The organism is Flavobacterium sp. GSA192 (genome assembly GCF_006386525.1).
In the GTDB taxonomy this organism is placed as follows: Bacteria; Bacteroidota; Bacteroidia; order Flavobacteriales; family Flavobacteriaceae; genus Flavobacterium; species Flavobacterium commune.
This window is the reverse complement of sequence record NZ_VAHC01000001.1, coordinates 954367-978325: the sequence shown is the minus strand read 5'-3', so window position 1 is coordinate 978325 and position 23959 is coordinate 954367. Positions and strand designations below refer to the sequence as shown.

At 33.7% G+C, this 23959-nt stretch carries 20 protein-coding genes; 16 read left to right on the top strand and 4 right to left on the bottom strand.

Annotated elements, in window-relative coordinates:
* Positions 1-803 (top strand): IS3 family transposase (locus FDM27_RS04105; protein ID WP_140485271.1); only part of this gene is annotated, 803 nt, incomplete at its 5' end.
* A gap of 50 nt (positions 804-853) precedes the next feature.
* Here the strand turns inward: FDM27_RS04105 and FDM27_RS04100 are convergent.
* A complete protein-coding gene (locus FDM27_RS04100) occupies positions 854-1699 on the bottom strand; it encodes an NAD(P)H-hydrate dehydratase (protein WP_071186406.1) in 846 nt (281 codons plus the stop codon).
* A gap of 173 nt (positions 1700-1872) precedes the next feature.
* Between FDM27_RS04100 and gcvT the strand changes: the two genes are divergently transcribed.
* Entirely contained in the window at positions 1873-2955 is a 1083-nt protein-coding gene (gcvT, locus tag FDM27_RS04095; RefSeq protein WP_140485270.1) for a glycine cleavage system aminomethyltransferase GcvT, read from the top strand.
* A gap of 56 nt (positions 2956-3011) precedes the next feature.
* Positions 3012-3734: a YebC/PmpR family DNA-binding transcriptional regulator gene (locus FDM27_RS04090; protein WP_071185481.1), complete on the top strand. Its 723-nt coding sequence runs from the start codon at positions 3012-3014 to the stop codon at positions 3732-3734.
* A 78-nt stretch (positions 3735-3812) separates the two neighbouring features.
* Here FDM27_RS04090 and msrA read toward each other — a convergent pair whose 3' ends face one another.
* Entirely contained in the window at positions 3813-4358 is a 546-nt protein-coding gene (msrA, locus tag FDM27_RS04085) for a peptide-methionine (S)-S-oxide reductase MsrA (protein WP_140485269.1), read from the bottom strand.
* Between the two features lie 155 nt (positions 4359-4513).
* Between msrA and FDM27_RS04080 the strand changes: the two genes are divergently transcribed.
* Positions 4514-5206 carry an ABC transporter ATP-binding protein gene (locus tag FDM27_RS04080; protein ID WP_140485268.1) on the top strand — a complete coding sequence of 231 codons (693 nt, stop codon included), beginning with the start codon at positions 4514-4516 and terminating at the stop codon, positions 5204-5206.
* 14 nt (positions 5207-5220) lie between these two features.
* Positions 5221-5985, top strand: a complete 765-nt coding sequence (locus FDM27_RS04075; protein WP_140485267.1) for a TIGR02757 family protein — start codon at positions 5221-5223, stop codon at positions 5983-5985.
* Here the strand turns inward: FDM27_RS04075 and FDM27_RS04070 are convergent.
* On the bottom strand, positions 5982-6275 hold the full coding sequence (locus tag FDM27_RS04070) for a hypothetical protein (RefSeq protein WP_140485266.1): 294 nt from the start codon (positions 6273-6275) through the stop codon (positions 5982-5984). The two genes, FDM27_RS04075 and FDM27_RS04070, sit on opposite strands and share 4 nt — an antisense overlap.
* Positions 6276-6812: 537 nt before the next feature.
* Between FDM27_RS04070 and FDM27_RS04065 the strand changes: the two genes are divergently transcribed.
* The 7 genes from FDM27_RS04065 to FDM27_RS04035 all read left to right on the top strand — a co-directional run bounded on the left by FDM27_RS04065 (position 6813) and on the right by FDM27_RS04035 (position 17952).
* Positions 6813-9563: a T9SS type A sorting domain-containing protein gene (locus tag FDM27_RS04065; RefSeq protein ID WP_255510464.1), complete on the top strand. Its 2751-nt coding sequence runs from the start codon at positions 6813-6815 to the stop codon at positions 9561-9563.
* Positions 9564-9904: 341 nt separating this feature from the next.
* Positions 9905-10273 carry a response regulator transcription factor gene (locus FDM27_RS04060; protein ID WP_071186402.1) on the top strand — a complete coding sequence of 123 codons (369 nt, stop codon included), beginning with the start codon at positions 9905-9907 and terminating at the stop codon, positions 10271-10273.
* A gap of 18 nt (positions 10274-10291) precedes the next feature.
* Entirely contained in the window at positions 10292-11395 is a 1104-nt protein-coding gene (locus tag FDM27_RS04055) for a HEAT repeat domain-containing protein (protein WP_140485265.1), read from the top strand.
* Positions 11396-11523: 128 nt separating this feature from the next.
* The gene (locus tag FDM27_RS04050) at positions 11524-12828 is read left to right on the top strand and encodes a glycosyltransferase family 2 protein (RefSeq protein WP_232227093.1); all 1305 of its coding nucleotides are present in this window, start codon (positions 11524-11526) and stop codon (positions 12826-12828) included.
* Positions 12829-12856: 28 nt separating this feature from the next.
* On the top strand, positions 12857-15283 hold the full coding sequence (locus FDM27_RS04045; protein WP_140485264.1) for an LTA synthase family protein: 2427 nt from the start codon (positions 12857-12859) through the stop codon (positions 15281-15283).
* A complete protein-coding gene (locus FDM27_RS04040; protein WP_140485263.1) occupies positions 15283-16545 on the top strand; it encodes a YaiO family outer membrane beta-barrel protein in 1263 nt (420 codons plus the stop codon). Before FDM27_RS04045 ends, FDM27_RS04040 begins: the two co-directional genes overlap by 1 nt.
* A gap of 57 nt (positions 16546-16602) precedes the next feature.
* On the top strand, positions 16603-17952 hold the full coding sequence (locus FDM27_RS04035; RefSeq protein ID WP_071185472.1) for a DEAD/DEAH box helicase: 1350 nt from the start codon (positions 16603-16605) through the stop codon (positions 17950-17952).
* Between the two features lie 161 nt (positions 17953-18113).
* On the opposite strand, the gene FDM27_RS04030 is transcribed toward FDM27_RS04035, so the two are convergent.
* Complete coding sequence (locus tag FDM27_RS04030) at positions 18114-19064, bottom strand: PhoH family protein (RefSeq protein ID WP_035661295.1); 951 nt, start codon at positions 19062-19064, stop codon at positions 18114-18116.
* A gap of 195 nt (positions 19065-19259) precedes the next feature.
* Between FDM27_RS04030 and FDM27_RS04025 the strand changes: the two genes are divergently transcribed.
* From FDM27_RS04025 to dnaN, 4 genes are all read left to right on the top strand, one after another.
* Positions 19260-20090 carry an S-adenosyl-l-methionine hydroxide adenosyltransferase family protein gene (locus FDM27_RS04025; RefSeq protein ID WP_140485262.1) on the top strand — a complete coding sequence of 277 codons (831 nt, stop codon included), beginning with the start codon at positions 19260-19262 and terminating at the stop codon, positions 20088-20090.
* A 106-nt stretch (positions 20091-20196) separates the two neighbouring features.
* On the top strand, positions 20197-20922 hold the full coding sequence (gene gldF / locus FDM27_RS04020; RefSeq protein ID WP_071185470.1) for a gliding motility-associated ABC transporter permease subunit GldF: 726 nt from the start codon (positions 20197-20199) through the stop codon (positions 20920-20922).
* Positions 20922-22607: a gliding motility-associated ABC transporter substrate-binding protein GldG gene (gldG, locus tag FDM27_RS04015; RefSeq protein WP_140485261.1), complete on the top strand. Its 1686-nt coding sequence runs from the start codon at positions 20922-20924 to the stop codon at positions 22605-22607. Before gldF ends, gldG begins: the two co-directional genes overlap by 1 nt.
* 117 nt (positions 22608-22724) lie before the next feature.
* Entirely contained in the window at positions 22725-23843 is a 1119-nt protein-coding gene (gene dnaN, locus FDM27_RS04010; protein ID WP_071185468.1) for a DNA polymerase III subunit beta, read from the top strand.
* Positions 23844-23959: the final 116 nt, after the last annotated feature.

Here is a 23959-nt window from a genome sequence, read left to right as displayed (position 1 = left end):
CAAGTGGCTATTATAAATGGAAAAGCAGGGTTGTTTCAGAAAGACTACTAAAAAAGAATATGCTGAAAGAAAAAATAAAAGCTCTTTATTTTGAATTTAAGCAACGTTATGGTAGTCCAAGAATAATATCTGAGCTACATGCTTTAGGATATCGAATATCACGATTTACTGTCGCAAAATACATGAGACAACTTGGCTTACGGAGTAAAGTAAGTAAGAAATTTAAAGTTACAACCAATTCAAAACATAATTATCTAATTGTTGATAATGTGCTCAATAGAAACTTTATGGTAACTAAACCTTCAGAAGTATGGGTGTCCGATATTACCTATATTCAAACAAAAGAAGGTTTTTTGTATTTAACAACTGTAATTGATTTATATGACCGAAAATTAATTGGCTGGAGTTTGAGCAATACAATGAGCACGAATGACACATCACTAGCTGCTTGGCGAATGGCAATAAAAAACAGAGCTATCAAAAAAGGATTAATATTTCATTCCGATCAAGGTGTACAATATGCTACTAAGAGATTTGCTAATACTATTAAGTCTTATGGAGTAATCCGGAGTATGAGTAGAAAAGGGAATTGCTGGGATAATGCAGTGGCTGAAAGTTTCTTTAAATCTCTCAAAACAGAACTTATCTACGGAAATAAGTTACTATCAAAAGAACAAATGAAACTTGAAATATTTGAATATATTGAAATATGGTACAACAGAAAAAGAAGACATCGTGCTTTGAATTATAAAACAATAGAGGAGTTCAATTATCAAAACGATATTTACAAAAATGTAGCTTAACTTAAACTGTAATTTTTATTTGCATATCCAGACAGGTCTGTGTACCATTTTTACTCCAAACTCAAAAAAGCTGCACCAAGATGGTCAATAATATCCGAAGCGACGAAAGATTGAAATCCGGTTTTAGGCACAGCAATATCAGCCGTTAATCCATGTAAATAGACTCCCAAAATAGCTGCTTGGAGCGGTTCGTAGCCTTGTGCTAATAAACTCGTAATGATTCCTGTCAAGACATCGCCACTTCCGGCAGTTGCTAAGGCGGGATTTCCGGTTGTATTTTTATAAATAGTTTGACCATCAATAATATGTGTTGGTGCGCCTTTCATTACAACTACTACATGATATTGCATCGAAAAAGAAATGGTTTTTTCAAATTTCTCTTCTTCCGAATTCCATTCTCCAATCAATCGTTCCAATTCTTTGGGATGAGGAGTTAGTATGCTTCTGGATGGCAAAAGCAGAAACCAAGCTTTGTTTTTAGATAAAATATTCAAAGCATCGGCATCAATAACTAAAGGGGCTTTATTGTTTTTTAGAAATTTCAAAAAAGTCTTTTGAGTCAGTTCGTCCTGCCCTATTCCCGGGCCAATTCCGATAGCATCGGGCTGAATATCAAAACTGATATTGGAGATACATTTTTTCTTCACATCAGTCAAAACCATCACTTCGGGAATGGCAATTTGAACTATTTCATAACCACAGCGAGGTACAAAAGCAGTTACTAATCCACAGCCCGCTTTCAGAGCTGCTTTCGATGATAAACACACTGCACCTATTTTACCATAGCTCCCCCCAATAATCAACGCATGTCCCTGAATCCCTTTGTGCGTATCTATAGCTATTGGCTTATAATACTTTAGCATTTCGTTCTTATCAATAGGAATAGAAGGTATCATGATAGCTGTTTTTTGAATATATTCCTCTAATTTAGTGGTATTTCGGCGAATAAAATGAATTTCTAAAGTATTTTTCATTGGCATTTATTCCCGATAAACTTTGACTCTCACGCCTTTGCTACTCAAAATAAAAGCAATAAATTAGCGCCATCAAAATTTACACAGAAATCATAATGAAAAATACTGCGCTAACGCACATACACGAAGCCTTGGGAGCAAAAATGCTACCATTTGCCGGATACAATATGCCTATAACTTATGAAGGAATAAACGCTGAACATGAAACAGTTCGTACCGCTGTTGGTGTTTTTGATGTGTCTCACATGGGAGAGTTTTTACTTTCGGGACCAAATGCTTTAGCCTTGATTCAAAAAGTAACTTCTAATGATGCTGCTACATTAACAGACGGAAGAGTGCAATATTCTTGTTTACCTAATAATGAGGGAGGAATCGTTGATGATTTGCTGGTTTATAAAATCAAAGACGAGCAGTATTTGTTAGTGGTTAACGCATCCAATATTGATAAGGACTGGGACTGGATTTCGGCTCACAATGATTTAGGCGTTGAAATGAAAAACCTTTCTGACGACTATTCTCTATTGGCAATCCAGGGACCAAAAGCAATTGAAGCTTTACAATCTCTAACTTCAGTAGATTTATCAGCAATAAAATACTATCATTTTGAAGTGGGTGATTTTGCAGGAATCGAACATGTGATTATTTCGGCTACTGGATATACCGGTGCCGGAGGTTTTGAAATTTACTGTAAAAATGAGGAAGTAGAACAAATTTGGAATAAAGTTTTTGAAGCTGGAGCTGCTTTTGGAATTCAACCAATTGGTTTAGCTGCCCGCGATACTTTACGCCTTGAAATGGGATTCTGTCTTTACGGAAATGATATCAACGATACTACATCGCCAATAGAAGCAGGATTAGGTTGGATTACAAAATTCAACAAGGAATTTAGTAATTCGGATAATTTAAAAAAACAAAAAGAAGCTGGAGTAACTAAAAAACTAATCGGCTTTGAAATGCAGGAACGCGCTGTACCAAGACACGATTACGAAATTGTTGACGCCAATGGAAACAACATCGGAATTGTAACTTCGGGAACCATGTCGCCTTCATTGAACAAAGGAATCGGAATGGGATATGTAACTGTTGACAATAGCGCAATTGACAGCGAAATCTTTATTCGAATCAGAAAAAAAGATGTTCCTGCTAAGGTGGTAAAAATGCCATTTTATAAAAACTAATACTTAAAAAAATGCAGAATAATTGTAATTTTGCATCGTTAAAAAAATAATCAGAAATGGGAAGAGCATTCGAATTTAGAAAAGGAAGAAAAATGAAACGTTGGGCTGCAATGGCCAAAACATTTACCAGAATTGGAAAGGATATTGTTATGGCCGTAAAAGAAGGCGGACCAAATCCTGACGCTAACTCCAGATTGAGGGCGGTAATGCAAAATGCAAAGGCAGCTAATATGCCTAAAGACAACGTAGAGCGCGCCATTAAAAATGCAACGAACAAAGATACTGCCAACTATAAAGAAATTTTATTCGAAGGATATGCTCCTCACGGAATTGCCATCCTGATTGAAACTGCTTCTGATAATAACAACAGAACGGTAGCTAATATTCGTAGTTATTTCAACAAATGCAACGGAACTTTAGGAACTCAGGGTTCAGTAGAATTCATGTTTGACCATACTTGTAACTTCCGAATTCCAAAAGAAGGTTTGGATGCTGAAGAATTAGAATTAGAATTAATTGATTTTGGTGCCGAGGAAGTTTTTGAAGACGAAGATGGTATCTTAATCTACGCACCTTTCAACAGTTTTGGAACTATCCAAAAAGAGTTAGAAAGCAGAAATATTGAAATCCTTTCTTCTGGTTTCGAAAGAATTCCTCAAATCACGAAACAACTGACTCCTGCTCAGGTTGCCGATGTGGAAAAACTAATTGAGAAAATTGAAGAAGATGATGACGTAATGAACGTTTATCACACAATGGAAGAACAGGAAGAAGCTTAATTCTTCAACTATTCATAAAAAAAGAGAGTTTAGCATTACGTTAAACTCTCTTTTTTATTTAGGAATTTACGAAGTTATTTATTTTAACTTCTCAGCAAAATATTTCCTCACTTTCTCTATTTTTGGTGTAATTACAAAAGCACAATATCCCTGAGTTTTATTTTGATTGTAATAATTTTGATGATACTCTTCGGCAGGATAAAAAATGGTCGCAGCTGAAACTTTGGTAACTATTGGTTTTTCAAAAACAGCTTCCTGAGTCAAAAACCGAATAAAATCTTCTGCAATTTCTTTTTGCTCTTCGTTATGATAAAAAATTTCGCTGCGGTATTGCGTTCCCACATCATTTCCCTGACGGTTTAAAGTGGTAGGATCGTGTGTAGCAAAAAACAATTCTAATAATTCTCCAAACGAAATCGCATTAGCATCAAAACTAATCTCAATTGCCTCAGCATGTCCTGTATCTCCCTGACAAATTTCCTTGTATGTGGGATTTACCGTTTTACCTGCAATATAGCCCGAAACGACAGCTTCTACCCCTTTTAATTCTAAAAAAACAGCTTCGGTACACCAGAAACAACCACCTGCAAAAGTTGCCAATTCCATTTTCATTTCTTTTTCCATAACAGTCTTTGTCTATTTTTACACAACAGCTCAATTGGTTTCTAAAAAACGTTTGCTTTTTATTAACCCAAATTTATGACTTTATACTCTAAAAAAATAGCTATTCCCATTTTATAATCCTTAAAATCTTTGTTTCTTTGTACAAACTGCAAACCATGATACAAGCCAAAAACTTACATAAATATTACGACCAACTCCATGTTTTAAAAGGTGTTGATTTGCATATTCAAAAGGGCGAAATTGTTTCAATTGTAGGAGCTTCAGGAGCAGGAAAAACAACACTTTTACAAATTTTAGGCACACTCGACAGACCTAACACCTCAGACGATAAAGGAGACAAAAATCTTAAAAACGATATTGAACTCCGAATTAATAATGAAGATATTTTGTCTATGAACGACAAAAATTTATCCCGATTTAGAAATTTGAATTTGGGATTTATTTTTCAATTCCATCAATTGCTACCTGAATTTACAGCTCTGGAAAATGTTTGCATTCCGGCTTACATTGCTAAAAAATCCAAAAATGAAACCGAAGCGGAAGCCATAAAACTACTTACTTATTTAGGACTTTCGCATCGAATCAACCACAAACCCAGCGAACTTTCGGGTGGAGAGCAACAGCGTGTGGCGGTGGCCAGAGCATTGATTAACAAGCCTGCAGTAATTTTTGCCGATGAACCTTCGGGAAATTTAGATACCCATTCAGCAGAAAATTTACATCAATTATTTTTTAAACTAAGAGATGAATTTGGACAAACTTTTGTCATTGTAACCCATAACGAAGAATTAGCCAACATGGCTGATAGAAAACTGGTGATGGTGGACGGAATGATTAGTGACCATTAATCCATCTGTTTTATATGAATTTTGACGAACTCAAAGATTTTCTGGACGAAAAAGTACTGCAATATAACACCTTAGATTTTATCGAAAGTGACCCGGTGCAAATTCCGCATTTATTTACCCAAAAAGAAGATATTGAAATTGCGGGATTCCTGAGCGCTACCATAGCCTGGGGAAATCGCAAAATGATTATTAAAAATTCGCATCGCATGATGGAACTCATGGGGAACACTCCTTATGATTTTGTGATGTCCCATAATGAAACTGATTTAGAAAGATTAACATCATTTGTACATCGCACCTTTAATGGTCAGGATTTCATCGGTTTTATCCAATCACTACAAAACATCTATAAAAATCACGGCGGACTGGAAGCTGTCTTTTCAAAAAACCAGGAAGTGAATTCGATGCAAAAAAGCATCTCTGAATTCAAAAAAATCTTTTTTGAAATTCCTCATTTGGCCCGTACCCAAAAACACATTTCGGATCCTTTAAATAATTCGGCAGCAAAACGCATCAACATGTACTTGCGTTGGATGTGCCGTCAGGACAACAAAGGAGTCGATTTAGGGATTTGGAAAAGCATTTCCCCTGCTCTGCTTTCTTGTCCGTTGGATGTCCATTCCGGAAAAGTAGCCCGAAAATTAGGCTTATTGGAACGTAAACAAAATGACGGCAAAGCACTTTTTGAATTAGATTCTAAACTTCGGGAGTTTGATCCAAAAGATCCTGTCAAATACGATTTCGCACTTTTTGGCCTTGGTGTTTTTGAAGGTTTTTAAATATCAATTTTATAATATTCATTATTGGCAATTCTAGTTAATTCAATTATATTAAAATTGACTATATAAGTGAAATTTTCTTCGAAATTTATTATATAAAATTTTAAACAGCCCAAAACATTATTTACAATATTATCGACATTATCAGTTGGCAGAGTAATTAAACTACTATCACCTATTTTCAAATCTTTTTTAATAGTCAATAATGTAGCTATATTCCAAGTTGCTCTGGCTCCATCAGAATTCCAAACAGCATCATTTGTCCCATCAATTTCAATTCTATTTTTCATTTTGTTTCCTAATTAAATTTAAGATATGAGACAAAGTTACGAGAGATATTTAAATAATAAAAAGTATTAAACTCCAGATTCAAATCTTAAATTTCCTGACAACAAAAACTTGGTAAGATACTTTTTTGCTCTTTTAGAACTTGGAGCATTTGAATATTTTTAGACAGATTTACCATAGATTATTGTTAGTCTCAATTTAAGTAAATTAAAAAGTATAGCACTAGCCAATAAGTTTTTTTGGGAAAAAACTTTTTTTGTCAATTTACCTCTGTTTTAGCACCAAATTGTGATTTGACCCTGCTTTAAAAGCAATTTTTACCCCTAATTTGTTTTTTGTATATCTAATTTTATCCAGTATAAAATATTTATTAAAAGTTTTTTTATTACTTCATGTAAACGTTTACAAAAAAAACAAACAAGAAAATTATGAATGAAAAATTTTAAACAATAAATCGAATTATTAACCCAAAAACCAACCTTAAAATGTTAAAAAATTACATGAAACCGTCATTGGTCAAGGCGATAGTCTGTCTCACAATGACAACAACCGCAATGCTTGCACAGAATCCAGTAGTAAAAATTGATTTTGACCAATCAGGAAGACAATCAGCCGAAGTAAGTGAACCAGGATATACTCCCTGGGTAGTTACAACAAATACAGCCACTAAAATCCAAAATGGAGTTACATTCACAGTAACCAGAGTTGGAGACAAAGGAGATAATTTAGGAACCAACTGGGAAAAAGTAGGTATTCAAGCCCCCTATTATGCTAAATTAGTATGCGATGGACTCACTGTAAAAGGAACAACTGCCAATCAAGGTGGACAAATAGAACTTCGAATAAAAGGATTAGAAACTGGAACTCATACTATAATGGCTTTTTTAAATGCCGTAGACAGTCCTGTTTTTACTTTTAGTCCCATTGATATTTCTGTAGATGGAAATTTAGTTTTTGATAATGTAATTCCGACTATCAGAGCTCACAAAACAGCCGATGCAAAATCAGTTTATCTAACTTTTCAAGCCACAGCAGGAAACGATGTGGTCATCCTTTTTGCGGCAGAAAGATCAGGTTCTGAAGTTTATAAAAATGTAATGCTAAACGGAATCGAGTTAAATACCCCTAACATTTTCAACCAGGCCACCAATCCGACTCCTGGTAACAATGACGAACACGTAGAATTAAAATCCGGAGGTACAGTTTTGAGTTGGACAGCTGCCATAAATGCGGTATCACACAATATTTATTTTGGAACAGATTTAGCATCGATTGAGACAGCAAATACTTCTTCTTCGTTATATAAAGGAAACCAGCCTAAAGCAAATAGCACTTATACAGTAAATGGGCTATATACTGAAGAAACCTACTATTGGAGAGTTGACGAAGTTTTAGCCAACGGCGAAGTAGTAAAAGGAAATATTTGGCGTTTGCGACCAGCTCAACTAGCTTTTCCGGGTGCTGAAGGATACGGTCGTTTTGCCCGCGGAGGAAGAGGCGGAAAAGTAGTAGCTGTAACAAATTTGAATGACAGTGGTCCTGGAAGTTTGCGTGAAGCGGTTACTAATGATATCGGTCCAAGAACGATTGTTTTTAATACTTCAGGAATTATCCAATTGAATTCCCGTTTGGTTTTAAACCAGCCTTATGTGACTGTTGCGGGACAAACTGCACCCGGAAAGGGAATCTGTATTCGTTCTGCTCCTTTCGGTATTACAGGAAATGATGTAATCGTCCAAAATATAAGAGTCCGATTAGGTGCAGGTCCTACTTATGACGGAATGGGATTAACCGGAGCCAATCATAGTATCATAGACCATTGTTCAATCAGTTGGACAATTGATGAAGCATTTAGTTCACGCTCAGGTAAAAACATTACTTTGCAAAGAACATTAATTTCAGAAGCCTTAAATGCAGCAGGGCATCAAAATTATCCGGCAGGAACTGAACATGGTTATGCAGGAACAATAAGTGGAGATATTGGAAGTTTTCACCATAATTTATTAGCACACAATTACGGACGCAATTGGAGTCTGGGTGGTGGATTAGATGGTAGTGGAGCTTATTCCGGCAGAATGGATATCACTAACAATGTAGTTTACAATTGGGGAGGCAGAACTACAGACGGAGGAACGAAAGAAGTCAATTTTGTAAATAATTATTACAAGCCTGGTGCTGGTTCTAAAATATTTGTTGCATTTAGTGCAGATAATGAAAATGTAGGAACTGGAACACAACGTTGTTATTTTAACGGAAATGTAATGCCTGGTTACTTTGATGAAACCAATCAAACTATTGGTAGAAGAGCTACTTTTAGAAATGGAGCTACATATCAATACGATAACTTTGTGAACACTCCATTTTTTCCTTCTTATGTAACAACTCAAACGGCTGGTCATGCCTATAAAATTGTACTTTCTGATGTAGGTTGTGTTCAGCCAGAATTTGACGAACACGATCAAAGAATCATTACAGAGACATTAGAAGGAACTTATACATACACAGGAAGTGTAACCGGAAAACCTGGATTTCCTGACAATGAATCAGATGTAGGGGGTTATGAAAACTATCCTGTAGTTAACAGAGATGTTGATTGGGATACCGATCAGGATGGATTACCTAACTGGTGGGAAGCCATCAAAGGAACTAATCTGAATTCTGCAATTGGAGATTTTTCAGACACTAATGCCGACGATGATTTAGACGGTTACACTAATTTGGATGAATATTTACAATGGATGTCTCTACCTCATTACGAATCTCCAAAAGGACATAAATTAAGTATTGATATCAAAAAACTTTCGAGAGGATTTACCGATGGAGCTAGTTACTCCCTATCTAATGTTGAAAAAGGAAATGCTACTTTAGTTTCTAACATAGTAGAATACAGACCAACAGCCAACGGCTTAGGTTCATTCGATTTTACCGTTACTGACAATACCGGAGCAACAATGACACGCAGAGTAAATATAGTTAACGGATATTCTTTGTCAGCAACAAAAAAAAATCCAGAAATCTCTACTCAAGTTAATGTTTGGCCTATTCCAAATAATGGTTCATTTTCTATACTAATGACCAATGACAGTGATCAAGCTGAAACAAATACTAATTTTAGCTCTAATGCAGAATACAAAATCTATGATATTTTTGGAAAAGAAGTCAAAAAAGGAATTCTTAAAGAAAGTCGTCAGGAAAATGCTAACCTACAATTAAAAGGAGTTTTTATACTAAATGTTTCAAATATTTCAACTAAAAAAATAATACATTCACAAAAAATCATCATACAATAACTTTTACTTAGCTTTTAGACAAATGGCAACTTTTTTAAGTTGCCATTTTTTTTATACCAGATTCCAAATCTAAAACCTTAATTTTCTGACTACTTCACTACAATCCAAAACTATTCTGTAAATACTATTTTGCACTTTTAATCTTGGTGTTTTTGAAGGCTTTTAATTTCGGGTATACAAAAAAGCTTTATCGTTTTATAAAAAATATAAACAAAAAACTACAAAACACACAAAATATGTATTTAATCGATGTTTTTATACACTTTATCGATGTTATTAACATTTATTTATTACATTTATACCGTAAAAAGCCCCCATTACAAACTAATAACCTACAAAAGATGAATCTTACAAAAAAAATTGTTCTAGCTGAGGATAATTCAATCCTTTCTAAATTGTTGCAATTCAAATTAGAAAAAGAAGGTTATCAACTCTTAATAGCTGTCAATGGTAAAGAAGCTGTTGATTTAATTGAAGATCACAACCCTGATATGATACTTACCGATATTATGATGCCTTTCATCAGCGGATTAGAGGTTATCAGTCACGTAAGAAACAAACTGGAAATGCAAACTCCTATAGTTGTTTTTTCTTCTGCCGGTCAGGAAGAAATGGTTCTGAATGCTTTTAATTTAGGTGCTACTGATTTCATGAGTAAACCTTTTAGTCCAAACGAATTAATTATTCGTATTAAAAGATTATTACAATAATTCTATAAAACAGCTATTATGTTAGAATTACTTAAAAATAGCGTTGACACATTAAATAATTCACATCCAATTATTCAATTGTGTATTTATGGGACTATCATTTTGACAATCTCTATTGTAATACTCCTTTTTTACTTAAAAAACCTTAGGTATAAATTAAGAATAAAAGGCAGAATTGAAGCAACGTATCAAAAAAAATACGAATCTGACCTTATCGAATATTTATATGCTGGTGATGAACAAGAAATAAATGAACAACAAAAGCAAATAGTTCGATACTTAAAAAAGTGTGCTGAAAACAGCTTAAAAAGAAAAATTATCATTAAAACTTTTTTAAAACTAAAGGATGATATTTCGGGTGAAACAGCTGATGCAATTCAAAATTTATATTATCAAACAGGACTAATTGACTCGGCTACCGGAAGATTAAAAAGTAAAAAGTGGGATACTGTAGCACGCGCCATAAGAGAATTAACGCAATTTGAAATTAAAGAAGCACATGACGAAATTATCTTATTGATTAATCATCCTAAAAAAGAAGTTCGTAATGAAATTCAAAAGTATTTAGTTAAACTATTTCGTTTTGAAGGTCTTGAATTTTTAAATGTTCTGGAAAATGAACTATCAGAATGGGATCAGATTCAATTATTAGAAATTTTAAATAAATTCAACAATCTTCATATCCCTGATATTGGAAATTGGCTGCGTTCTGCTAATCAATCAGTAGTTTCATTTGCTTTAAAACTAGCTAAAATATACAAGCAATTTGATGCTAAAGACGATATAATAACGCTATTTAATCATTCCAATGCCGATATTAGAATCGAAGCTATTAATCTTGTAACTCATTTAGGCATTTTTGAAGCTGTAACTATCTTAAAAAAAGATTTATTTGACAGAACTTTAGACGAACAAATTGCTTTTTTTAAAATGATGGAAGAGATGGCTATGCCTGAAGACATTCCGTTTGTTGAAGAACACATACAGCATGAAAATTTCTTTATTCGAATTTCGGTAATGAAAATCATGAACCTGATTACAGTAGAAGATAACAATACATTCAAAATCAATAATGCCGACCAGTACTACATTATAGACAAAAAATTAACCAAAGCCAGTTAGTTATGTTTCAAAATCTACCCCAACAATTAATTGAAATTTTTGATTTTATTTTTTTCGGCTTTGCATTTGCAGCAATATCCTCTTATATTATTTTAGCAATAATATCAGCTTTTGAAACGGTAAATTACATGAAGAAAAATAGTTTTGTAAACTATACCGAAATATTATCTTCTTCAATTTCACCTTCCATCTCCATTATTGCTCCTGCGTATAACGAAAGTTTAAATATTGTTGAAAATGTTCGCTCTTTGCTCTCAAACCATTATGTAAACTATGATGTAATTATAATCAATGACGGTAGTAAAGACGACACTTTAGAAAAATTAATTACAGCATATAACTTAGTAAAAGTAGATTATTTAATCAATAATCAAATTGCAACAAAACCGCTTCGAAAAGGCGTTTTTAAATCTACTAATCCGGCTTTCGAAAAATTAATTGTAGTTGATAAAGAAAATGGAGGAAAAGCAGATGCACTTAATCTAGGTTTAAATATCAGTACTAACAAATACGTTGCCTGTATTGATGTGGATTGCTTATTGCTGGAGGATGCTTTACAAAAAATGATAAAACCATTCCTTGAATCAACCAATGAAAAAGTAATTGCTGCGGGTGGTGTAATTAGAATTGCAAATTCATGTAAAATACAAGACGGAAAATTATTAGATATTAATTTTCCTAAAAACCGAATTGTCAGAGGCCAAATTTTAGAATATTTAAGGGCTTTTCTTTTAGGACGAATGGCCTGGAGTAAACTCAACGGATTATTAGTTATCTCGGGAGCATTTGGTTTATTTGACAAAAAAATTGCTCTTGAAGTGGGTGGTTATGACACTAAAACGGTGGGTGAAGATATGGAAATCATTGTGAGAATGAGAGCCTATATGGAAGAGCAAAAAGTAAAATACCGAGTGGCTTACATCCCTGATCCGTTATGTTGGACAGAAGCTCCGGATAGTTATAAAATTTTCATTTCACAAAGAAACCGTTGGACACGAGGTACTATTGAAACCCTTAAAAAACACAGAAAAATTGGATTTAATCGAAAATACAATTCATTAGGAACACTTAGTTATCCTTATTGGTTTTTCTTTGAAAGATTAGCGCCAATAATAGAAATACTTGGATTGGTTTACTTTACCATACTTATTGTAACCAATAATGTAGTTTGGACGTATGCCATACTATTTATGATTGTTGCCTATCTTTTTACCGTATTGTTCTCAATTATTACTATTATTGCCGAAGAACTTACTTACCACCAATACACCAAAAAAGGCATGGGATTACAGCTCATAAAAACGGCTTTTACAGAGCCGATACTTAATCATCCTTTTATTTTGTATGCGGCACTAAAAGGGAATTTTGACTACTATTTTAACAAATCAATTAAATGGGGCGAAATGACCCGAAAAGGTATGAGTAGTAATTAATTTAGTAAAACAACACAACTTATTAATAATGGATAACAATCAACAATTAAAAAATCACTTTAGTTACGGCTTCGCTTGTCTTTCTTTAGTAATTTCTTTTTGGTTCATTAGCATTTTTGAAATCATTGCTAAAATTTACACAGGAATTAAAGTTCCTGCTATTGGACTTAGTTTATTTTACAAAATAGTAAACGACTTTAACACCGTTCTTGTTATTAGTCTTGTTGCTTTGCCTGTATATCTTATATTATATTTTAGCAAACAAAACTGGAAAGATACCTTTATAAAAATTATTTTTACATTAATTGTTATTATCCAATTTGGATTAACCAAATACCATTTGACTACTTTGGTCAATCTGGGAGCTGACTTTTTAGGATATTCAACTGAGGATATGTACATCACAGTTACAGCATCCGAAACTTTCTCTGTTTTATATTTTATTCCTTTTATTGCTTTTCCTTTATTATTTTGGGGAATTAACCACTTTATTTCAAAAAAAATAAAGCAAAAAAATGCACTTATAATTGCTGCTACTATAAGCATCATTAGCCTGGGAACCCGATTTTTAATCACCGAGACCAGCGATTCACAATTTCAAAATAAACTGGCCTATTTTAGCAATCAAATTATCCAATTTCAGGAAAATAAAAAACAATTTAACGCTGCCAATCTAAGCTATAAAAAAGAATATCCTTTATTAAAACCCTTCTCTGCAACACCAGATGTTTTAAGTCCTTTTTTTGAAATAAAAGGAGAAAAACCCAACATCGTTATGATAATTGTTGAAGGTTTAGGGGATGAATTTATTGGTAAAAACGAATACCGAGGTTTTACTCCTTACTTAGATTCTATGATTCCAAAATCTTTATATTGGGAAAACTTTGTTAGTAATGCCGGACGTACTTTTGGTGCTTTACCTTCAATTTTAGGTTCTTTGCCCTATGGCGAGAAAGGTTTTTTAGAACTAAAACCTTTGCCAGCTCACAGCTCATTAATTAGTATTTTAAAATCTAATGGATACAATACCTCTTTTTATTGCGGTGACGAATCGAGTTTTGACCAAAGAATCAATTTCTTAGAATACAACAATATTGATAATGTGACAGACATTAACAAATTTGGTTCTAACTATAAAATGACAAATAAAAACGCCGAAGGCTTTAGCTGGGGTTATCCTGATGCCGAAATTTTTAGAAAAACCCTTAGTGAAATTGACACAAAAAAAGGCCCTCGTTTAGACATTGTTATGACATTAACTAATCATGAACCTTTTGATTTTCCTGAAAAAGCAGCCTATTTAAAAAAAGTAGATCAGATTATTAATACCAATAAAAGTTTACAACTTACCAAATCAGAAATAGAACCCTACAAGAACATCTATGCCAGCTTGTTATATACCGATCATTCTATTCAAACTTTTATGGAATCTTATGCAAAAAGACCCGATTATAAGAACACCATCTTTATAATTACCGGTGATCACCGTTTGATTCCAATTGAGCAAAAAGACAAATTATGTCGTTTTCACGTTCCTTTGTACATCTACAGTCCAATGCTGAAAAAAGCAGAATCTTTCAAATCAGTTTCTTCACATTGGGATATTACTCCAAGCTTACTTTCATTTTTAATGAATAATTATAAAATGAATAAAATAGAAAAAACAGCCTGGATGAGTAGCGGATTAGATACTTACAAAGGTTTTAGAAATATTCACACCATTCCAATAATGCAAAATAAAGGTGTAATCAACGAACTGATTTATAAAGATTATTTATATTCAAATGGTGAATTATTTAAAATTGATCAAAATTTTTCTACCTCAAAAATTTATGACAGTGAAATATTAAAAACAATTGAAGACAGCTTACAAGAAGTGAAAAAACTCAATGCTTATTTGACACAAAGAAATAAAATTATTCCAAAATCCTTACTTATATACAGCAAAGCTTCCTTTGAATTTTCAAAAGAAGAACTGGCTACCATAAAAAAACATACCAAAGGATTAGATAATGATCAAATATTCTTTAAAGCCAGAGAATTAGCATTTAACGGTCAAAGAAAAGAAGCCCGCTTATTATGCAATTACGTTCTAAACGAATTGCCGAATTATGCCGATGTAAGAACACTAAAAGGAAGAACCTTAGCTTGGGACAAAGACTATATAAACGCTGAGAAAGAATTGTTGGAAGTAATAAAAAGAACCCCTTTTTACTACGATAGCTACCTTGCTCTAATGGACATGTACTGGTGGACTAATCAAGATAAAAAAGGAATTGCTATTGCAAAAAAAGCTTTAGGAAACGATGTTAAAAACCCCGAATTATCAGTTAAATTAGCTAAAGCATACCAAAGAACCAGACTGCTTGCTATGGCTAATAAAACCATAGATAGTATGCTTAAAAAATATCCAAATAATACCGAATACTTACAACTCAAAAAAGAATTGAAATAATGATAAACAAATCAATTTTCAAAGTAACACTACTTTTTATTCTTTTCAGTTTTTTTCAAATGCAAGGACAAATTGCATATAATGGAAATCCTGATACCTCCTTTGAAACCGCCCGTAAACTAGCCTTCAATCAACAGCGAAAACAGGCTCAGGACACCCTAATCAATATATTAACAAAGTATCCCAATTACCATGAAATTCGTTCATTTTTAGCAACTACTTATGCCTGGGACGGCGATTATAAAAAAGCACGTAAAGAATTTGCTTATGTTATCGAAAAAGCTCCTGAAAATAAAGAGAACTGGATTGCAGCCATAAAAAATGAATCCTGGAGTGAAGCTCCTTATGAAGCATTAGAAATGAGTAAGAAAGCATTAAAAATCTTTCCAAATGATTCCGATTTAACTATTTTAAAAGCAACTGCTCTTAAAAACACCAACAACTCATTAGAAGCTCAAAATACAATCAAAGAATTTGTAACTAAAAATCCTGACGATCAAAAATCAAAAGAATTTCTGGACGATTTAAACAGTACTCTAAGAACAAATACTATTGGAATAAGGGCTGCTGTGGATTTATACTCTAAAACATTTGACCCGATGCAGTATTATACTTTGAGTTATGGCAAACAAACCAAATATGGAAGTATCATTGGAAAATATAATTTTAACCGCCGTTTTAATGAAAATGGTTCTCAGATAGAATTTGATTTATACCCTAAAATTACCAAGGGACTATATGCCTATTTAAATGTAGGTTTTGCCAATACTTTTCTTTTCCCTGACTTAAGATATGGTGCTGAATTGTACAAATCATTGCCACATAGTTTAGAAATTTCGGCAGGTTTTAGAACCTTAAAATACAGTACAACTACCAATATATATACAGGTTCTATTGGTTGGTACACAGGGAACAGCTATTGGTCTTTACGCCCTTACTTTACCCCTGGAGAAGGAGGAACCAGTACATCAGCAGCTTTAAACTATAGAAAATACCGCAGCAATGCCGATAATTATATCAGTTTTATGTACAGTATGGGAGTTTCTCCTGAAGTGAACCAATTCCTGTTTGATACTAATGACTCTCCAATTGTTAACTTAAAAACACAACGTTTCAATATTAGTTATTTCTTTTCGACTTCTAAAAATAAAAATGCCTGGGGAGCACAATTTGACATAGCCCATCAGGAAATAAGTTTTGACCCGGGTAATTATTTTTGGATTTACTCACTTACCCTTTCATGGGATTTGAGATTCAAGTAAGGATATATTGACCGCATTACTCTCAAAAAGACTATCTTTGCAGAAAATATACGTTTTATGGCTACTTTCGAGCAATTCAATCTTCCTAAATCATTACAAAAAGCAATAGATACGTTAGGATTTACAACTCCTACTCCTATTCAGGAAAAATCTTTTTCTGTAATTATGTCGGGAAGAGATATGATGGGAATTGCACAAACAGGTACGGGTAAAACCTTTGCCTATTTATTACCCTTACTAAAACAGTACAAATTTAGCACAACACATACACCTAAAATTGTCATTTTAGTTCCTACCAGAGAACTTGTAGTTCAGGTTGTTGAAGAAATAGAAAAGCTAACCCAGTTTATGTCTATTAGAACCATCGGAATTTTTGGTGGTGTTAATATCAATACCCAGAAAAAAACGGTTTACGAAGGTTCAGATATTCTTGTGGGAACTCCAGGTAGAACCATGGATTTAGCTCTTGACAATGTGGTTCGTTTTGAAGATATGCAAAAGCTGGTAATTGACGAATTTGACGAAATGTTGAATTTAGGTTTTAGAGTTCAACTTACAGCCTTATTAGCGATGATGCCTAAAAAACGTCAAAATATCTTATTTTCGGCGACAATGACAGACGAAGTTGATGCTGTTTTGAACGATTATTTTGATTATCCTGAAGAAGTAACGCTTTCAGCATCGGGAACTCCATTAGAAAACATTAAACAAATTACTTATAATGTTCCTAATTTTAATACCAAAGTCAATTTGCTCAAACATTTACTAAATACTAACGAAGACATGAGTCGCGTTTTGATTTTTGTAAATAACAAAAAGATTTCTGATATGCTTCACGAATGCATTGAAGAAGATTTTGAAGGACAATTTGGTGTTATTCACTCTAATAAATCGCAAAATTACCGATTGAATACTATGGCTGCTTTTCAGGAAGGCGAACTTCGCGGATTAATCACTACGGATATTATGGCGAGAGGTTTAGATATTTCGAATATTACCCATGTTATCAATTTTGAAATGCCCGAATTTGCCGAGTTGTATATGCACCGTATTGGGCGTACCGGTCGTGCCGATGCAACAGGAACTGCTATTAGTTTCATTTCGCCACGCGAAGAAGAAGCTAAAGTAGAAGCCGAAGTATTAATGGATATGGAATTAGAAATTGAAGAATTCCCAGAAGAAGTCGAAATTTCCATCAAACTGATTGGGCCTGAAAAAGACAGACAACCCGTTAAGTTTTTAATGAAAAAACCAAAAACCGATGGTGATGGTGCTTTTCACGAAAAAGCCAAAAAAAATCAAAAAGTAAATCTTGGAGGTCCCTCAAAAACAAAGAAAAAAACACATGGTTCTGTCAATAGAAACATGCTGAAAAATCAAGCTGCCAAAAAGAAGAAAAAGAAATAATCAAAAAAATCCTAAAGATGAAATTTCATTTTTAGGATTTTTATTTTGAGTTTTACTAAACAATACAAACAAAATTAGATTAAAAAATTCTATAAAAAAACTACGATCTAAAAATTAGAATCGTAGTTCTTTTGTTATTGCTATTGACTTATACTATTGTTCTAATCAATATTCTCCGTATACTTATAAGCATCAATTACTTTTTTAACTAATCGGTGACGCACAATATCTTTATCGTCCAGATAAATAATCCCAATACCTTCAATATCTTTCAAAACCAATAAGGCTTCTTTTAATCCTGAAATGGTTCTTCGGGGCAAATCGACTTGTCCCGGATCACCCGTTACCATGAATTTAGCATTTTTCCCCATACGGGTTAAAAACATTTTCATCTGTGAGTGGGTGGTGTTTTGAGCTTCATCCAGAATCACAAAAGCATTATCCAGTGTTCGTCCGCGCATGAATGCCAATGGTGCAATTTGTATAATTCCTTTTGCAATATGATCTTCTAATTTTTCATTCGGAATCATATCTCGCAAAGCATCATAAAGCGGTTGCATATAAGGATCCAGTTTTTCTTTCATATCTCCCGGAAGAAAACCTAAATTTTCCCCGGCTTCTACTGCCGGACGCGTCAAAATAATGCGTTTTACCTGTTTTTCTTTCAATGCTTTGACAGCCATTGCTACTCCGGTATAAGTCTTTCCTGTACCTGCCGGTCCTACAGCAAAAACCATATCATTCTTATTTATGGTATCGACCAATAACTGTTGATTAGGAGTCATTGCTTTAATGATTTTCCCTCCTACTCCATGTACTAAAATTTTGTCATTAGGACTCATTTTTCGGTCGTCCTGAACATCTCCTAAAATTACACGTTCAATCACATTATCGTCAATATTGTTATAACGTGTAAAATGAAGCATCAATCTTTGAAAACGCCTTTCGAACTCGTCCAGAATGTCTTTTTCTCCAAATGCTTTTAAAGTTGTCCCTCTGGCAACTATTTTTAATTTTGGATAGTATTTTTTAATGGTTTCAAGATGAGTGTCTTGAGCACCCCAAAACTCTTTTGGAGCGATGTCTATGAGCTCGATGATTCTTTCGTTCAAAGGGTATAGTTTTAGAATATTACTAAATCAATTAAAAATCTAATCCAAAAGGCTCTTAGACCTTAGGTTTTATTTGGTTACTATTTAGAATTTGTTTTGCTTTTTTGCTTTTTTGAATTTACTATTATTAGCTTTGCATATCTCAAATTTAATGAAAATTAATTTTAGATTTCACCAATAGTTATAAACAAAAATATGTCAATAATTACCCTTACTACCGATTACGGCTTGAAAGATCACTTTGTTGGTGCATTAAAAGGGAAAATTTTATCTGAGTATCCGGAAGCTCAAATTATTGATATTTCGCATGATATAGACCCGTTTAACACTGTTGAAGCCAGTTACATCATTGGTGCAGCCTACCCTAGTTTTCCTAAAGGAACCATTCACCTGATTGGTGTGGATATGGAATTAAATAAGGAAAACCAGCACATTGTAATGCAATGGAACGATTCTTACTTTATTGCTGCAGATAATGGAATTTTAAGCATGCTTTCGCAAAAGATTGTTCCTCAAAAAATTGTAGCCATCAACATACATGACCGTTTACCAAGCGATGCTTCAGGACTAGATGTTTTTGTCACAGTGGCTTGCCATATTGCCCGTGGTGGTTTACTGAATGTTGTTGGAAAAGAAATCAATGCGGTCAAAGAAGTAACCGAAATGAAAGCCGTAGCCTCCAATGACAACAACAGCCTGAAAGGACATGTTATTTATATAGATCATTTTGGAAATGTGGTGACCAATATCAGCAAAAAACAATTTCTGGAAGTGGCTAAAGGCCGACCGTATGAAATTCAGATGAAGACCAAAAACATCAAAACCATATTGCCTAATTATTCGGCAATTGCCATTTCAGACAAATACCCAATCAAAAATTATGAAGGAGAACAACTCGCCATTTTTAACGAAGCGGGGTTTCTGGAAATTGCCATTTTTAGAAGCAATCCTTCTAAAGTAGGTTCAGCAAACAGCTTACTGGGATTGAATTACCGCGATGTGGTAACCATAGAATTTAAGAATTAAGTCCCGATAGCTATCGGGATAGATTTCAGATTAACGATTTTTGATTTTTGAAGTAGAAAAAAAATGTTTACAAAGCTTATAACTCATAACTATTAACTCATAAAGAATGAAAGCCCTATTATTACGTGAAATTAAATCCTTTTTTGGTTCGCCCATAGGTTATTTAGTTATCGCCATTTTTCTAATCACCAATGGATTATTTCTGTGGGTTTTTGAAGGAGATTACAATATTCCTAACTCAGGTTTTGCCGATATGTCTCCGTTTTTTACGCTTGCGCCTTGGATTTTAATTTTCCTGATTCCGGCAGTAACCATGCGCTCTTTCTCTGACGAAAGAAAACAGGGAACATTGGAATTATTACTAACTAAACCTCTGTCTGTTTGGCAAATAACCAACGGTAAATTTCTGGGTGCTGTACTTTTAATAATCATAGCCATTATCCCAACATTTATTTATGTCAAAGTAATTTCAACTTTAGGAATGCCCGAAGGCAATATCGATATGGGAAGCACTATTGGTTCTTATTTTGGACTTTTATTCTTAATTGGAGCTTATTCTGCAATAGGAATCTTCACTTCTACCCTTTCTGATAACCAAATTGTAGCTTTTATACTTTCGGTGTTTTTGTGTTTCTTTTTCTATTTTGGATTTGACGGTTTTTCGAGCATCATTCCTTCTTTTTCTTCGATTATTTCAGCCATAGGAATGCAGGCTCATTTTAAAAGTATGAGCCGTGGCGTGATTGACACCAGAGACATTATTTACTTTATAAGTGTAATGACAGCGTTTTTGTCATTTACTGTTTACCAACTTAAATCTTTTAAATTGTAATGATAGCTGCAAAAAAAAGAAATCTTAAATCAGTCGTAATTACAATTGCAATTCTGTTAGTATTAAATATTGTTGGTAATTACTTTTTTCATCGTTTTGATTTAACCAAAGACAAAAGATATACCTTATCTCAAACTTCTTTAAATATTATCAAAGAGGTCAAAGAACCGCTTTCGATAAAAATTTATATGGAAGGTGATTTACCTGCCGAATTCAAAAGATTACAACAGGAAACCAAGGAATTACTAGAAGAATTCCAGGCTTACAATTCGAATATTGTTTTCGAATTTGTGAATCCTTTAGAAAATGAAGACGAAAGCATGAACAACATCAAAGCGTTGTACATGAAAGGTATGACTCCTGTAAACATTACCGTTGACGACAAAGGAAAACAATCGCAGGCAATGGTTTTTCCATGGGCAATTGCTGTATATCACAATAAGGAAGTGAATATTCCGCTCTTAAAAAACATTATGGGTGCTTCCACCACCGAAAAAGTAATTGGCTCCGTTCAGCATTTAGAATATTCGATAGCCGATGCTCTGAATAAAATTACCAAAGAGAAACAAAAAAAGATTGCGGTAATCAAAGGAAACGGAGAAATTCAGGATGTTTTAATTGCTAAATTCTTGTTGCAAATAAGAGAAAGTTACCACATTGGCCCATTTACTTTGGATTCAGTTGCCAAGAATCCTGTTGGCAGTTTAGAAGCCTTGCAAAAATACGATTTGGCTATTATTACCAAACCTACTGAGACTTTCTCTGATAGTGAAAAACAAGTTTTAGACCAATTCATCATCAATGGTGGAAAAACTATGTGGCTGATAGATCAGGTAGCTGTAGAAATGGATAGTTTGTACAACGATGCCGGAGCAACTTTAGCTTTTCCAAGAGATTTGAATTTGAACGATATGTTCTTTAAATACGGTATCAGAATCAATCCTGATATTGTAAAAGACGAACAAGGAAGTCCTATAAAACTAGCCACAGGAGAACAAGGAAGTGCTACCCAATACCAGACCTTCAACTGGAAATTTGCTCCTTTGGTTTATCCGGCAAGCAAGCATCCTATTGTGAAAAACCTGGGCGGAATCAAATTTGATTTTGCAAATCCAATTGACACTTTGAAAAACGGAATCAAGAAAACGGTTTTATTACAATCGTCTCAATATTCTAAAAAAACAGGAACACCTACAGAAGTCAATTTGAATATTGTAGCAGAAGAAACCAGCCCCAATCATTACATCAATACCGGAAATATTCCTATGGCGGTGTTACTCGAAGGAAAATTCCATTCGGCATTTGAAAACAGAGTTCTAGCTTTCAAACAAAACGATTTTGAATCCACAGGAAAAAGCAACAAAATGATTGTGATATCGGATGGCGATATTATCAAAAACCAATTGGATAAAAACTTTGCTCCTGTTGAATTAGGATTTGATCAACGCTCGGGAAATTTATACGACAATAAAGATTTCCTGCTTAACTGCGTCAATTACCTGCTTGATGACAGCGGACTTATTAACATTCGAAGCAAAGATTTAGATTTGCCTTTATTAGACAAAGAGAAAGTTTTCGAAAACTACACTCAGACGCAAGTCATAACTATCGGGCTTCCAATTCTAATTTTAACACTTTTTGGAGCCGTATTTAGCTTTTTAAGAAAGCGCAAATACAGCAGATAGATGTTAATAAAAAATTTTCAAAACTAGATTTGTTTACGATATATTTGTAAAAATGTATCTTTTGCAAATTCTAATAAAAGATACCATTTTACAATAAAAAACAAATATAATCTTCATATGAAATTTATAGTATCGAGTTCCTACTTATTAAAGCAATTACAGGTTTTAGGAAGCGTTATCAACAGCAGCAATACTTTGCCTATTTTGGATAACTTCTTATTCGAATTAGACAATAACGAATTAACTGTTTCTTCTTCTGATTTAGAGACAACAATGTCGGCTACTTTGTCAATCGACTCTACCAGTAAAGGAAGTGTTGCCGTACCTGCTAAATTGCTTTTGGAAATTTTAAAAACTTTCCCGGAACAACCTTTGACTTTTACTGTAGAAGAAAATAGCACGATAGAAATTAGTTCTAACTCTGGAAAATATGCCTTAGCCTATGCTCCTGGAGAAGAATTCCCTAAAGCAATCAACTTAGATGATCCATCAGTAACTTTAGTTCCTGCCGATGTTTTGGCAACTGCAGTTAGTAAAACTATTTTTGCTGCCGGAAACGACGATTTGCGTCCGGTAATGTCAGGAGTATTCTTCCAGTTTTCACCTCAAGGTTTGACTTTTGTTGCTACTGATGCTCATAAATTAGTAAAATACGCTCGTACTGATGTTACTGCATCTCACGTTGCTGATTTTATTATGCCTAAAAAACCATTGACTATTTTAAAAAATATTCTTTCTACATCAGACGCTGAAGTAAAAATTGAATACAACGATTCGAATGCTACTTTTTCTTTTGACAACTACGTGTTAATGTGTCGTTTGATTGATGGAAAATATCCAAATTACGAGGCTGTTATTCCAAAGGAAAATCCAAACAAATTAATGATTGACCGTTCTCAGTTTTTAAGTTCTGTACGTCGTGTGGCTATCTTTTCGAATAAAACAACACACCAAATTCGTTTGAAAATTGCCGGTGCTGAATTGAATGTTTCTGCCGAAGATATTGATTATTCCAACAAAGCCGAAGAAAGATTGACTTGTGATTACCAAGGTGATGATATGCAAATAGGTTACAACTCTCGTTTCCTTACAGAAATGCTAACTAACTTACAATCAGACATGATTATGCTTGAAATGTCATTACCAAATCGTGCCGGAATTTTAACTCCAATTGACGGATTAGAAGAAGGTGAAACAGTAACTATGCTTGTTATGCCGGTAATGCTAAATAGTTAAAATAAAATTAAGAAAATGTTAAGTTTTATTTTTGATATTCAAATATAATACTTATCATTGTGCCTCTATTAACCAACCATTTTTTATATTTAAAAAACCGCGATTCCTCCTAGAAA

What these genes read in the sequence shown, in the direction of transcription:
- msrA (WP_140485269.1), bottom strand. Translation starts at nt 4,358, where the DNA reads ATGGAAAAAGAAATGAAAATGGAATTGGCAACTTTTGCAGGTGGTTGT.
- FDM27_RS04100 (WP_071186406.1), bottom strand. Translation starts at nt 1,699, where the DNA reads ATGATACCTTCTATTCCTATTGATAAGAACGAAATGCTAAAGTATTAT.
- FDM27_RS04070 (WP_140485266.1), bottom strand. Translation starts at nt 6,275, where the DNA reads ATGAAAAATAGAATTGAAATTGATGGGACAAATGATGCTGTTTGGAAT.
- FDM27_RS04045 (WP_140485264.1), top strand. Translation starts at nt 12,857, where the DNA reads ATGGATAACAATCAACAATTAAAAAATCACTTTAGTTACGGCTTCGCT.
- gldG (WP_140485261.1), top strand. Translation starts at nt 20,922, where the DNA reads ATGATAGCTGCAAAAAAAAGAAATCTTAAATCAGTCGTAATTACAATT.
- dnaN (WP_071185468.1), top strand. Translation starts at nt 22,725, where the DNA reads ATGAAATTTATAGTATCGAGTTCCTACTTATTAAAGCAATTACAGGTT.
- FDM27_RS04055 (WP_140485265.1), top strand. Translation starts at nt 10,292, where the DNA reads ATGTTAGAATTACTTAAAAATAGCGTTGACACATTAAATAATTCACAT.
- FDM27_RS04065 (WP_255510464.1), top strand. Translation starts at nt 6,813, where the DNA reads ATGACAACAACCGCAATGCTTGCACAGAATCCAGTAGTAAAAATTGAT.
- FDM27_RS04075 (WP_140485267.1), top strand. Translation starts at nt 5,221, where the DNA reads ATGAATTTTGACGAACTCAAAGATTTTCTGGACGAAAAAGTACTGCAA.
- gldF (WP_071185470.1), top strand. Translation starts at nt 20,197, where the DNA reads ATGAAAGCCCTATTATTACGTGAAATTAAATCCTTTTTTGGTTCGCCC.
- FDM27_RS04080 (WP_140485268.1), top strand. Translation starts at nt 4,514, where the DNA reads ATGATACAAGCCAAAAACTTACATAAATATTACGACCAACTCCATGTT.
- FDM27_RS04050 (WP_232227093.1), top strand. Translation starts at nt 11,524, where the DNA reads ATGAAGAAAAATAGTTTTGTAAACTATACCGAAATATTATCTTCTTCA.
- FDM27_RS04040 (WP_140485263.1), top strand. Translation starts at nt 15,283, where the DNA reads ATGATAAACAAATCAATTTTCAAAGTAACACTACTTTTTATTCTTTTC.
- FDM27_RS04060 (WP_071186402.1), top strand. Translation starts at nt 9,905, where the DNA reads ATGAATCTTACAAAAAAAATTGTTCTAGCTGAGGATAATTCAATCCTT.
- FDM27_RS04025 (WP_140485262.1), top strand. Translation starts at nt 19,260, where the DNA reads ATGTCAATAATTACCCTTACTACCGATTACGGCTTGAAAGATCACTTT.
- gcvT (WP_140485270.1), top strand. Translation starts at nt 1,873, where the DNA reads ATGAAAAATACTGCGCTAACGCACATACACGAAGCCTTGGGAGCAAAA.
- FDM27_RS04035 (WP_071185472.1), top strand. Translation starts at nt 16,603, where the DNA reads ATGGCTACTTTCGAGCAATTCAATCTTCCTAAATCATTACAAAAAGCA.
- FDM27_RS04090 (WP_071185481.1), top strand. Translation starts at nt 3,012, where the DNA reads ATGGGAAGAGCATTCGAATTTAGAAAAGGAAGAAAAATGAAACGTTGG.